This is a genomic window from Rathayibacter sp. AY1A7, assembly GCF_002930845.1.
In the GTDB taxonomy this organism is placed as follows: Bacteria; Actinomycetota; Actinomycetes; order Actinomycetales; family Microbacteriaceae; genus Rathayibacter.
The window spans coordinates 17,334-30,067 of the sequence record NZ_PSTL01000005.1 but is presented as its reverse complement, the minus strand read 5'-3'; the positions used below and the strand labels follow the sequence as shown (position 1 = coordinate 30,067).

Genomic DNA, 12,734 nt, shown 5'->3' with positions numbered 1-12,734 from the left:
GCGGTGCTCTGCACGCCGAGGCCCCGGGCGCTCGGGCTAACGTAGCTTGCACGACTGGGAGTCGCGCCGGAACCGGCGCCCTGTGCAGGGCCGCGGAGGCGGTGCGGCGACCGGATTCACGTGAGCGACGGAGGGCTGATCCCGATGGCCGATGGCGACAGTGCGGACCGAGCGGGCGGCGGCTCCGAGGACGAGTTCCGGGAGATGCTGCGGCAGTTCCTCTCGGGGAACGGCCCGGTCGACCCCTCGCAGCTCGCCGGAGCGGCGGGACTGCCGAACGACCCGGTGGCCCTGCAGAACCTGCTCTCGCAGCTGCAGAGCGCGATGCAGCAGAACGGCGACGGCGGCGTCAACTGGACGCTCTCGCTCGAGCAGGCGAAGCAGCTCGCGCGCGCCGAGTCCGCGCCGGTGTCCGACTCCGTGCGGGCTCCGATCGACGCGGCCTTCGGCGTCGCCGCGCTCTGGCTCGACGAGGTCGCGTACGTCTCCGAGCTGAGCCGCACGCCGCGCTCGATCAGCCGCCTCGAGTGGATCTCCCTGACGATGCCGGTCTGGACCCAGCTCGCCGAGCCGGTGGCGCTGAGCATCTCGGACGCGCTGACCCGCGTGCTCCGCGAGCAGGCCCCGGAGGAGATGCAGGCGATGATCGCCGGTGCCGAGGGCATGATGCGCGGGATCGGCGGCACCCTGTTCGCCCTGCAGCTGGGCCAGGTCGTCGGGCAGCTCGCCGCCGAGGTCGTCTCGGGCGGCGACATCGGCATCCCGCTGCTGGAGGAGAACGACGCGGCGATCCTGCCGCAGAACGTCGCCGCGTTCGGCGAGGGCCTCGACATCCCGCTGGACCAGGTGCAGCTGTACCTGGCGGTCCGCGAGCTCGCGCACGCCCGCCTCTTCCGGCACGGCAAGTGGCTCCGTCTCGCTCTCATCTCGCAGATCACCGACTTCGCGCGCGGGATCAGCATCGACACCACCCGCCTCGAGGAGCTGGCCGAGGGCTTCGACCCGTCGAACCCCGAGGAGCTCCGCGACGCGATGACCTCCGGCGCGCTCATCCCGCCGAAGACGGAGGAGCAGCTCGCCGCGCACGGCCGCCTCGAGACCGTCCTCGCCCTCATCGAGGGATGGGTCGACGTCGTCACCGCGGCGGCGACCACCCGCCTGCCCAGCGCCGGGGCGATCGCCGAGACGGTCCGCCGCCGCCGCGCCTCCGGCGGGCCGGCCGAATCCGCCTTCGCCACCCTCGTCGGCCTGGAGCTGCGCCCGCGCCGCCTCCGCGAGGCCGCCGCGATGTGGCAGGCCGTGACCGACGCCGTCGGACCCGAGGCCCGCGACTCCCTCTGGTCGCACCCCGACCTGCTCCCCGGCTCGGAGGACCTGGACGACCCGAGCGCGCTCGTCGCCCGGCTCACGGCCGAGGCCCGCGGCGAGACCCCGGAGCCCGACGAGATGGACCGCGCGCTGGAGGACCTGCTGAACGGCACGATGCCGCGCGAGGGCGACGGCGCCTCCGGAGACGCTCCGGACACGACCGACGACGCCGGCTCGCCGGACGACGACGACCGCGGCTCCTCCCCCACGGGCGACCGCCCCGTCTGACCCCCCGTCCGGCGCCCGCCTGTGGACAACTCGCGCGGCGCCGGGCCGGTCTCGGCCATGATCGCCGGATGGTGCTCCGGCTCGATCCCCGACTCCCTCTGCTCTGGCGCTCCGCGACCGCGGTGCAGCTCGGCCTCGACCGGCCGCACGCGGTCCTGGACGGCGTCGGCTACCCGGAGGAGCTGCTGCTCGACGCCCTCCGCGTGGGCACCAGCGCCGGCACCGTCCGCCTGATCGCGGCGCGCGCCGGAGCGAGCGAGGCGCGGGTCGACGAGGTGCTCGAGGCGCTCCGGCCGGTCCTGCTGCGCAGCGTCGAGCCCGGCGGCCCTCCCCCGGCACCGCGGGTCGTCGTCGAGGGGACGGGCGCGGCACCGGACGCACTGCGCACGCTGCTCCGGAGCGAGGGCTGCTCGCTGGTCGCCGACGACGGGACGCCGGACCTCGCCGTGCTGATCGCCGACTTCGCGGTCGCCCCCGCCCGCGCCGCGCACTGGCTCGCGGCCGATGTGCCACACCTGGCGGTGGTGTTCGGCGACGAATCGGTGCGCCTCGGGCCCCTGGTGGAGCCGGGTTCCGGACCGTGCCTGCACTGCGCCGAGCGGGACCGGATGGACCTCGACCCGGATCGCGCGCGCCTCGTGATCCAGGTGCTCGGCCGCACGGCCCCCACCCGCACGCCGCTCGCGAGCGCCGCGATCGCCGTGGCGGCCGCCGACGCCGCGCTGCGGCGGCTGCTCGCGGGCTGGCGAGGGCTCCGCGCGGCCGAGCGGATCTACAGCGACGCCTCCGGAGCCTTCACCGTGCGGGAGCGGGAGCCGCACCCCGAGTGCGCGTGCCGAGCTCTTCGAGGAAGCGCGACGGCTCCCTCCGCGTGACGCGGCCGACCGTCGAGCGCGCCCACGAGAGGCGCAGGCGCCGGCGGGCCCGGGTGATGCCGACGTAGAGGAGGCGCCGCTCCTCGTCGATCGCCTCGAGGCCGGCGGCGTACGAGATCGGCAGCAGTCCCTCGGCGAGCCCCATCAGGTGCACCGACTCCCACTCGAGGCCCTTCGCCGAGTGCAGCGTGGCGAGGGTGACCGCGCCGCGGTCCGGCTCGTGGTGCACCTGCTGGCGTGCGATCAGGTCGTCCGTGAACTGCCGGAAGGTCCATCCGGCAGGGGCCTCGTCGACGAGGCGGGCCAGCGTGTCCAGCGACTCCCACCGGTCGCGCACCGCACCGGGCGCCGACGGGGGCTCGGCGCTCCAGCCGAGCGAGCGGAGGACGTCGCTCACCGACTTGAACAACGGCTCGCCGCTGATCGACACGGACGCCGCGCGCAGCTGCATCACGGCCTGCTTCACCTCGGGGAGGTCGAAGAAGCGCTTGCCGCCGCGCATGTGCGCGCTCACTCCCCGCTCGTGCAGGGCGTGCTCGATGACCGCCGACTGGCTGTTGGTGCGGAAGAGGACCGCGATGTCGGAGGGGCGCACCCCCGCCTCGATGTCGGCCGCGACCCGCGCCGCGATCCCGCGCGCCTCCGCGATGTCGTCCGGGTAGGCGTCGATCGCGGGCTCCGGCGCCTCGGCGGCGGCGACGGCGTGGAGCGAGAGGGCGCCGGGCCTGCCCCGCATGAGGCGGTTCGCGGTCTGGACGATCGGCACGGCCGAGCGGTAGTTCTCCTCCAGGCGCACCACGGTGGCGGTCGGCCAGCGGGACGGGAAGTCGAGGAGGTAGTCGGCCCGCGCACCCGCGAAGGAGTAGATGGTCTGGCTGGCGTCGCCGACGACGCAGAGGTCGCTCCGGTCGCCGAGCCAGAGCTCCAGGAGCCGCTGCTGCAGCGGCGAGACGTCCTGGTACTCGTCGACGACGAAGAAGCGGTACTGCTCGCGCACCTGCATCGCCATCGCGGGCTCGGACTCGAGCATCCCGGCGGTCACGAGCAGGACGTCCTCGAAGTCGATCTGGCGGCGCTGGTCCTTCAGCCCCTCGTACTCGTCCACGAGCGCGACCGTCTGCTCCAGGGTGAGCCGTCCGGGCAGGGGGCGCGTGCGGGCGGCGACGGCGTACTGCTCGAGCGAGAGGGCGGACACCTTCCGCCACTCGATCTCGGCCGAGAGGTCGCGGAGCGTCGCTGTGTCGAGCTTCAGGCGGAGCCGCTCGGCCGCGTGCCCGAGCAGGCGCGCCTTGCCGTCGAGCAGCTGGGGCATCGTGCCCCCCACCAGCTGCGGCCAGAAGTAGCCGAGCTGCGAGAGGGCGGCGGCGTGGAAGGTGCGGGCCTGGACGCCGCCGGCGCCGAGCACCCGCAGGCGCGAGCGCAGCTCGGCCGCGGCGCGGCTGGTGAAGGTCAGGGCCATGACGCGGCCGGGCGTGTAGACGCCGGTCGCCACTCCGTGCGCGATGCGGTGCGTGATCGTCCGGGTCTTGCCCGTACCCGCTCCCGCGAGGACGCAGACCGGCCCCAGCAGCGCCTCCGCAGCCTCGCGCTGCCCCTCGTCGAGTCCGTCGAGCAGGGTCACGCGATCGGGCCGTTCTCCAGCTCGCCTCCGTACCAGTCCTCGATCATCGCGCGGGCGATGGACGAGCGGCCGGGCAGCAGCACGGACTCGAGCGAGTCGTGCAGCTGCTGCCGGGTGAACCAGCGCAGCTCGACGATCTCCTCGCCGTCCGGGAGCAGATCCTCCGGGGACTGGTCCCCGGCGAGGCGGGCGGTGAAGCCGACCATGAGGGAGGCGGGGAAGGGCCAGGGCTGCGAGCCGAGGTACTGCGGGTCGACGACGCGCATGCCCGACTCCTCGCCGATCTCGCGGATCACGGCGGCCTCGAGCGACTCGCCCGGCTCGACGAAGCCGGCGAGCAGGGAGAAGCGGCCGGTGCCCCACATCGCGTTCGAGCCGAGGAGGAGGCGGTCGTCCGCGTCGAGGACGCAGACGATGATCGCCGGATCCGTGCGCGGGAAGACCTGGCTGCCGTCGGTGGGCGAGCGGCGGACCCAGCCGCCCTGCTCGACGACGGTCGGGTCGCCGTTGCGGGGCGAGTAGCCGTGCGAGGCGTGCCAGTTCGCGATGGCGAGAGCCTCGGTGAACAGGCCCGCGTCGCGGTCGCTCAGGCGCTCGGCGATCGGGCGCAGGCCGCTCCACCGCTCCTCGTCGGGCTCGAGTTCGGCGGCGGCCGCGTCGGTGAGGACGGTCGCGATGACGGGGGTTCCGACCGGCTCGCCGGGGGCCTCGGCGAGCGTGCGGCCGAGGTAGATCCGGAGGGTGCCGGCGGTCACGTCCTCGGGGCGGCGCAGGAGGAGGCGGTCGGCCTCGACCAGGGTCCGGTCGTGGTGCAGGACGAGCACGCGGGTGGCGGGATCGGCGAGCAGCTCGTCGAAGAGCGCGGGCCGCGAGCGTCCGACGCCGTCGCGGTCGGCCGCCTGTCGCGAGAGCGGGAGGCGATCGGCGAAGGGCAGTGACATCCGGGGCTCATTTCGTGACGGGGGCCGCGAGGACCGCTGTCGCGGGCCTTCGACGGCATCGGCGGGACAGCGCGTGGCGGCGGGCCGGCCGGGCACGAGCCGCCTACCCTGGAAACCATGGCCAGATCCCATCTCACTCTAGCCGCGCTGGCCACCTCGGCCGTCGAGGGCCTCGACGTCCGCTCCGCGCGCCCCTTCACGTCCTCGACGCACGGCGACTTCGACTCCGCCCTGCTGACGACGCGCGAGGGCGCCCGCCTCGTCGTGCGCGTGCCCACGTCCGCGCTCGCGGAGCAGGAGCAGCTCGGCGACCTCGTCGCGCTCCGGGCGCTGACCGCCGGCATCCGCAGCCGCCTGCCCTTCGATCTGCAGGAGAGCGTCGGGCAGACGCCGTTCGACGGCACCCGCGCGGTCGTCTACGAGTACCTCGAGGGAGATCGCGTCCTCATCGACGACGTGGCCGCGCAGAGCGGGCTCGCGGACTCGATCGGCCGAGCCATCGGGGCGATCCACTCGCTCCCGGTGTCGTTCGTCCAGGAGGCGGGCCTGCCGATCGCGACCGCGCGCGACAGCGTGAACGAGACGGTCGCGGTGATCGAGCGCGCGGCCGACACCGGCCACGTCCCGGCGGCGCTCGTCGCGCGCTGGGAGTCGGCCTCCTCCGACGAGGCGCTCTGGCAGTTCGACCCGACCGTGGTGAACGGCTCGATGACCGCCGACTCCTTCCTCCGCTCGGGCGACGTCGTCGCGGCCGTGCTCGGCTGGGCGGCGCTGCGGGTCGGCGACCCGGCGCGCGACCTGCACTGGCTGCTGAGCGCCCCGGGCTCGGAGACGGCGCTCTCCGCCTACTCCCGGATGCGCGCGGGAGCAGTGGACCGCACGATCCGCCAGCGCGCCCAGCTCTACGCCGAGCTCGAGCTCGCCCGCTGGCTGCTGCACGGCACCGAGACCGACGACTCCGCCATCGTGGACGACGCGGTCGCCATGCTGGACACGCTTGTGGACAGCGTGCTCGGCGACCTCTCCGCGCCCCTCTCGACCGACACCGGCCCGGTGCTGGCGGTCTCGGAGGTCGAGGAGCTGCTCAACCGCACGCCGGGAGCCCGCACGAGCTCCTCCGCTCACGGCCGCGGGCTCGCTCCCGTCGCCGAGGAGAGCGACTCCGCGAGCTCGCGCTCTGAGTAGAACCGCTCGGGCCGCAGCACGAGGTCGTCGGCGACGAAGTAGAACACGGCGTCGACGCTCTCGAGCGGCACCCCCCGCCAGCGCGAGTAGGCGAGCCGGTACAGCGCGAGCTGGAACTGCTTGAGCTCGAGGTCGGCGGCGTCCTTCGGCGCCCGCCCGGTCTTCCAGTCGACGATCTGCACGCCGTCCTCCGTCGGGTACACCGCGTCGAGCTTGCAGACGACGACGTGGCCGGCGAGCTGGAGGTGGATCTCGATCTCGACCGCCTCCGGGCGCCGGTCGGCCCACTCCGAGCGCTCGAACGTGGCGATCAGGGTGTCGAGCCGCTCCTGCTCGACGGACGCGGGGCCGGCGTCGTCGAGCTCGTCGGGGAAGGTGTCGACCGCCTCCGCCCCACCCTGGACGCCGAAGCGGTTCTCGACCCAGGAGTGGAAGGTCGTGCCGAGCCGGGTCTGCCGGTAGGGGCGCTCCGGCATCGGCCGGCGCAGCTGCGCGGCGACCTCGTCCGGCGTGCTGACGATGTCCTTGAACCGGGAGGCGGGGATGCGGGTGGGCAGCGGCGTGCGCTCGCCCCCGGCCAGCCGCACCGCCCGCTCGGCGAGCAGCAGGCGGATGTCGTCGCCGCGCGCTCCGAGCAGAGCGGGCTCGGCGCTGCGGACCCGGGCGGCGGCGGCGCGGACCCGGTCGCCGCGGGAGCCGAGCGGATCGTGGGGCCAGCGGAACGTGCGCGGGGCCCGCTCGAGCGGGTTCTCCTCGTTCGCGGGCTCGGTCGGCAGCGGCGGGATCGTGCCGGCCTCCTCGAGGTCGCGGAGGAAGACGCCCGGTCCGCGCGGCTTGGCCTGGCCGGCCCACCACGAGCCGCTGAGCAGGAGGTGGTGACGCGCCCGCGTGACGGCCACGTAGGCGAGTCGCCGCTCCTCCGCCTCGTTGCGCTCGCGGAGGGTGTCGCCGAACGCTCCGATCGCGTCGACGACCTCCTTCTGCGTGCTGCAGCCGCGCCAGGCGAGATCGGGGAGCTCGGCGGCGTCGCCGCGGAACGCGTAGGGCATCGCGCCCAGTCTGACCCACCCGCGGAAGCCCTCGACCGGCGTGCCGGGGAGCTCGCCTTCGACCATCCGCGGGACGGCGACGAGGTCCCACTCCAGACCCTTGGAGCCGTGGATCGTCAGCAGCTGCACCGTCCCCGGCTCCGGGTCCTCCGGTCGCGGGGCCAGGCCGTCGCGCTTGTCCGCGAGGACGAGCCAGCGGAGGAATCCGCGGAGGGAGGAGCCGGTGCCGGCGCCGCGGTCGTCCGTCTGCAGGTACCCGGCCACCGCCTCCCGGAAGGCCTCGAGGTTGGCGCGGCCGTCCCCGCGCGACTCGTTCGCCTCGACCTCGATGTCCAGGCCCAGCTCCTGCTCGACCAGGGTGACGAAGTCGAGGAGGTCGAGCCCGGCCCGGGCGCGCAGCCGGGCGAACAGGGTGCCCGCCTCGTGCAGGCGCCGCAGGCCCTCGGCGCTGAACCCGCCGAGCGCGGAGTGGTCGATCCGCCCGTCGTCGCCGGGGCGGCGCGCCGCGATGAAGTCGAGGGCCTCGACGATCGAGCCGCCCTCGCCCTCGGTGACGGACGCGCGCATCCGCTCGCGCACCTCCTCCGGGAGCAGCCGGTGCGCGTGGTCGCGCGCCGCGAGCCACGAGGCGAGGTCGCGCAGCGCCTTGAGGTCGCGGACGCCCAGACGCCAGCGGGCGCCGGCCAGGAGGCGGACGAGCTCGCTGCCGGCGGCCGGGTCCTCGACCACGGTGAGCGCGGCGACGAGGTCGGCGATCTCGGGCTGCCGCAGCAGGCCCCCGATGCCGAGGATGTGGTACCGGACGCCGTGCTTCGCCAGCGCGGCGGCGAAGCGGTCCATGTGCGCGCGCACCCGGAAGAGCACCGCGGCCGACGGCGGCTCGGCGTTCTCGCGCAGCCGCCCGGCGAACCAGGCGGCGACGTCGTCCGCCTCCTCCTCGATCGTCTCGGGGAAGGTGAGCTCGACCGGGTGCTCGGAGGCCTGAGGACCCGCGCTCAGCGTGTCGACCGCGACCGCGCTCCCCGCCGACAGCGGCTCCACGATCGCGTTCGCGGCGGTCAGCACGCGGCGGCCGTTGCGCCAGCTCGTGCTGAGGGAGAAGCGGCCCGCTCCCCCGAAATCGGTGCCGAAGCGGCCGAGCCCCTCGGCGCTCGCACCGCGCCAGCCGTAGATCGACTGGTGCGGGTCGCCCACGGCCATCACTCCCTGCCCGGCGAAGAGCCGCGAGAGGAGCCGGGTCTGCAGCACGGAGGTGTCCTGGTACTCGTCGAGGAGCACCACCCGGTACCTCGCGCGGTGCTCGTCCACGATCCGCGGCACCCGGTCGACGATCCGCAGCGCGAGGGCGACCTGGTCCGAGAACTCGACGAAGCCGCGCTCGGCCTTCGCCTCCTGGAACCGCTCGGCGAGCGCCGTCAGCACCGGCAGCGCGCCCACGGCCTGCAGCGCCTTCTCGAGCTCGCGGTAGAGCCCCGAGCCGCTGCCTCCGCGCGGCAGCTCGCCCAGGCGGAGGAAGTCCTCGGCGAACGCGGCGACCGCGGCCGGATCGGCGAGGTTGTCGGCGAGGTCGTGCGCGAGCGAGACGACGAGGTCGGTCAGCCGGTCGATGCCTGCCTCCACCTCGAGGATGCGCGGATCGGCCGTGTCGGCCACGACTCCCCGCGCGAGATGCCAGGCGGAGGCCTCGGAGAGCACGGTCGCATCCCCCTCGCGGCCGATCAGGGCTGCGTTGTCGCGGAAGATCGTGTTCGCGAAGGCGTTGTAGGTCGAGACGGTGGCGGCCTCGAACGGGTCGGGCGCCGACTGCCCGGGCGCGAGCGGGAGCAGGCCCGCCGCGCCGAGCTGGTCGATCCTCCGCCCGATGCGCTCGCCGAGCTCGGCCGCCGCCTTGCGGGTGAAGGTGAGCCCGAGCACCTCCGACGGCGCCGCGTGGCCGTTCGCGAGGAGCCAGAGGACGCGGTTCGCCATCGTCTCGGTCTTGCCGCTGCCGGCACCGGCGACCACCAGGGCAGGCTCGAGCGGCGCCTCGATGACGGCGCGCTGTTCGGCGGTGGGCGGGCGCAGGTCGAGGCGCTCGGCGATGGTCAGGGCGTCGATCACGGCAGCTCCTCCTCGAGGACGGCGGAGGGGTCGGGGTCGGCGGGGCCGGAAGGATCGGCCGGCGCATCGGGACCCGGCTCCTCGGAGTCCTCCAGGTCCTCTGTCTCGTCGACCTCGTCGATCGCCAGGAGTCCGTCCCCCGGGACCTCGGGCACCGCGTGGATGCGGTACCGCAGGGCGTCGCCGGGGGAGAACGGGGTCGCGTCGAGCAGGCCCGAGAAGCCCGCCGCCGCCATGCCCAGGGCCGCGGCGCGGACGCGATCGCGCAGCCGCTCCAGCTCCTCCTCGCCGAAGCGCTCCTGGACCACCTCGCGGTACGGCTTCCCGCGCACGCCCGTCGCCACGAAGAGCAGCTTCGCGCCTCCCCCGTCGGCCGGGTCGGCCGCCTCGATCGCCCCTTCGGCGACGGCGAGCTGATAGCTGCCCAGCTGCGCGTGCTCTGCGATGTCGTCCTTGCGGGGGGTGCTGCGGCCCGTCTTGAGATCGACGATCGTGACGGAGCCGTCGGCCGCGCGCTCGACGCGGTCGATCGAGCCCCGCACCCGGGCGGGCGGGACGTCGAGCTCGAACTGCTGCTCGCGGCCGAGCACCACGCCTCCCCCGCGCTCGAAGTCGGCGAGGTAGCCCGCGAGGCCGTCGATCAGCCGCCGTGTGACGCGCTTCTGCCGCTCCCCCAGCCAGGGCGACTCGAAGACCAGCTCGGGCCACCGCGACTCGAGAGCCGCCCACAGCTCCTGCGGATCGGGCCGCTCGGCGTTCTCGAGGACCCAGTGCACGAGGGTGCCGACCCCCATCGCCGTGCTCGTCGTGGAGCCGGAGACGGCGTCGACGAACCAGTCCAGAGGGGACCGCTCGAAGGCCTCGAGGCGGCTCGGCGAGACGGAGACGGGACGCTCGGGGTCGCCGACGTCGAAGAGCGGCTCCGTGGTCGAGGGCTCGAGCACCCCGGACCAGGAGGAGGGGTCGGCGCCGGGGACGTCCGCGAGCGCCAGGGCGCTCAGCCCTCGGATGGCGGCGGGAGCCTCGGTCGAGTCCGGTGTGGTGGCGGTCCGGCGCAGCGCCGCCACCGCCCCGCGCAGCGTGAGCGGCACCGCGGAGGCGGGATCGAGCCGCGGCGCGTCCGGCGGGGTGAGCCGGAAGAAGAGGGAGGGCGTCTCGTCCTCGCCCGCGACGGCGCTGAGCACGAGCTGCCGCCGGGCGCGGGAGGCGGCCAGGGCGAACATCCGGAGCTCGTCGTCGAGAGTGGCCTTGCGGGCGTCGAGCGGCAGTCCGCCCTCGCCGCGGGCGTGCCGCAGCAGGCCGTCCGGATCGAGCAGCGAGCCGCGCTGGCGGAGGTTGGGCCAGACGCCGTCCTGCAGCCGCGCCACCACCACGACGTCGAACTCCAGGCCGACGACGGAGGAGGGCGTGCCGATGAGGACCGCGTCCTCGACGGAGCGCGGAGCGAGCGTGTCCTCGGGGACCTCCGCCTCGAGGATCTCGGTGACGAAGCCGACCGCGGAGTGCCCGGTCGCCCGCTCCACGAACCGGCGCGCGGCGCTGAAGAGGGCGACCACGCCGTCGAGGTTGCGGTTCGCCTCGGCGGCGGTCAGGCCGGTGCCGAGGGCGAGCTCGCGCCAGGAGGACGCGACGCGGCTGGACTCCCACGCCGACCACAGGAGCTCCTCGATCGAGCCCCCCTCCTCGTGCAGGCGGCGGACCCGGTCGATCGTCACGGCGAGCCGCTCGGCCTGCCGGGCGGGAGCGGAGTCGATGGTCGCGAAGCGGCCGGTCGCGGCGAGGGCCTCGACCAGCAGCGGGTCGCTCGCGCGGATGCCGCCGCCGGCGAGCTCCTCCGCCCGGAGTGCGAGCCGGAGCCGGCGCAGCCCCAGCCGGTCGACCCCGCCGAACGGGCCGAGCAGCAGCTCCGCCGCGAGCTCCGCGTCCAGGGACCGCTCGCCGATCGCGACGCCGACCAGCACGAGCAGCGCCCGGGCCGCGTGGTCGTCGCGCAGCGCCCGCCCGGCGAGCACGGAGCGGGTCGGCACCTCCGCCACCGCGAGCGCCTTCACCAGCGGCTGGACTGCGGCTCCGGAGCGGACGACGACCGCCATCCGCCGCCACGGCACTCCGTCGCGCAGCCGCCGCTCGCGCAGCAGCCGCGCCACCGTCGCCGCCTCGCGCGCCGCCGTCGGGGCGTGCAGCACCAGGACGGGTGCCGGGCCCGCCTCGGGGGCCGGAGCCGCGACCGCCGCCCGCTGCCGGCCGGCCGCCGCGGTGCCGATCCGCTCGGTGGCCGCCGACACGACCGCCCGCAGCGCGGCCGAGTGGCGGTGCACGCGCGCGAGCACCAGCGTCTCGACGTCGGACGCGCCGATTCTCGCGGCGAACCGGCCGAGCGTGTCGGAGGCCGCGCCGCGGTAGGCGCTGGTCGCCACGTCCGGGTCGCCCAGCGCGATCACGGTCACCCCGCGCTCCGTCAGCGCCCGCAGCAGCACGAGCGTCGACTCGCTCGCCTCCTGGAGGTCGTCGACGACGACGAGGCGCAGCGCGTCGATCCGCTCGCCGCCCTCGCCGGCGCGGATCGCCTCGGCCGCGTAGGCCGCGAACTCCGCCGCGTCCAGACGGGTGCCCGCCTGGGGCGCCATCCACTCGACCACCTCGCGCAGCTCGTCGAGCACGTCGGCCGCCGCGCTCCACTCCCCTCGCTCGGCGTCGACCCCGAGGGCGCGGATCGCGTCCGAGTCGAGCCCGTGCTCGGTCGCCCGCATCCCGAACTCGCGGAGCTCGGTCCGGAAGGTCCGCAGCCGCAGCACCTCGGGGCTGAACTCCTGCGGCCACCGCGGGCCGGTCCCCTCCTCGAGGTGGCCCTCGACGAGCTCCGAGAGGAGGGCGTCCTGCTCGCCGCCGGTCAGGAGGGTCGGCCGCTCGAGGCCGCGCTCCTTGGCGGCGGAGGTGACCGCCTCGAACGCGAGCGAGGTCGCGGTCCGGGCGAGCGGGCCCCGGGTCGGCACTCCCAGCCGCAGGGCGAGTACGTCGCGCAGGGCGGTGGCGGCGGTGCGGCTGGCCGCGAGCACCACGACCGACTCGGGCGGGTACCCCCGCTCGAGGACGCGCTCGGCGACCAGCTCGACGACCGTCGTGGTCTTGCCCGTCCCCGGCGCCCCGAGCACGGCGGCGCTGCGGCCCTCGGGCAGCGCGAGCACCGCGCGCTGGGAGTCGTCCAGCACGACCGCGGGCTCGCCCGGGAGCGCCTCGCCGACGGAGGCTGCGGTGGAGGGAGCGGGGGTCGCGGGAGCGGTCACACGACCACGGTAGCCACCGGGTCCGACACTCCCGCCCGTCCCCGCCGGGAGCCCCGGCCGCCCGCTCCGCTCACCGCGAAACC

The 12,734-nt window shown here is 75.3% G+C and carries 7 protein-coding genes; 3 read left to right on the top strand and 4 right to left on the bottom strand.

The window, feature by feature from the left end:
* Positions 1-144 precede the first annotated feature (144 nt).
* Both C5B95_RS06055 and C5B95_RS06050 read left to right on the top strand, forming a co-directional pair.
* Positions 145-1,596 (top strand): zinc-dependent metalloprotease, encoded by a 1,452-nt coding sequence (locus tag C5B95_RS06055; protein ID WP_104238192.1) that lies wholly within the window; start codon positions 145-147, stop codon positions 1,594-1,596.
* 68 nt (positions 1,597-1,664) lie between these two features.
* Positions 1,665-2,471, top strand: coding sequence for a hypothetical protein (locus C5B95_RS06050; RefSeq protein WP_104348704.1), 807 nt, complete (start codon positions 1,665-1,667; stop codon positions 2,469-2,471).
* On the opposite strand, the gene C5B95_RS06045 is transcribed toward C5B95_RS06050, so the two are convergent.
* Together C5B95_RS06045 and nudC are read right to left on the bottom strand one after the other, a co-directional pair.
* Entirely contained in the window at positions 2,392-4,092 is a 1,701-nt protein-coding gene (locus tag C5B95_RS06045; RefSeq protein ID WP_104291998.1) for an ATP-dependent helicase, read from the bottom strand. The genes C5B95_RS06050 and C5B95_RS06045 overlap by 80 nt on opposite strands.
* Complete coding sequence (nudC, locus tag C5B95_RS06040; RefSeq protein ID WP_104348703.1) at positions 4,089-5,033, bottom strand: NAD(+) diphosphatase; 945 nt, start codon at positions 5,031-5,033, stop codon at positions 4,089-4,091. The genes C5B95_RS06045 and nudC overlap by 4 nt, the downstream gene beginning before the upstream one ends.
* A 117-nt stretch (positions 5,034-5,150) precedes the next feature.
* Between nudC and C5B95_RS06035 the strand changes: the two genes are divergently transcribed.
* A complete protein-coding gene (locus tag C5B95_RS06035; RefSeq protein ID WP_104317473.1) occupies positions 5,151-6,218 on the top strand; it encodes a phosphotransferase in 1,068 nt (355 codons plus the stop codon).
* Here C5B95_RS06035 and C5B95_RS06030 read toward each other — a convergent pair.
* Positions 6,155-9,367 carry an ATP-dependent DNA helicase gene (locus C5B95_RS06030; protein ID WP_104348702.1) on the bottom strand — a complete coding sequence of 1,071 codons (3,213 nt, stop codon included), beginning with the start codon at positions 9,365-9,367 and terminating at the stop codon, positions 6,155-6,157. The two genes, C5B95_RS06035 and C5B95_RS06030, sit on opposite strands and share 64 nt — an antisense overlap.
* A complete protein-coding gene (locus C5B95_RS06025; RefSeq protein WP_104348701.1) occupies positions 9,364-12,651 on the bottom strand; it encodes an ATP-dependent DNA helicase in 3,288 nt (1,095 codons plus the stop codon). The genes C5B95_RS06030 and C5B95_RS06025 overlap by 4 nt, the downstream gene beginning before the upstream one ends.
* Positions 12,652-12,734: the final 83 nt, after the last annotated feature.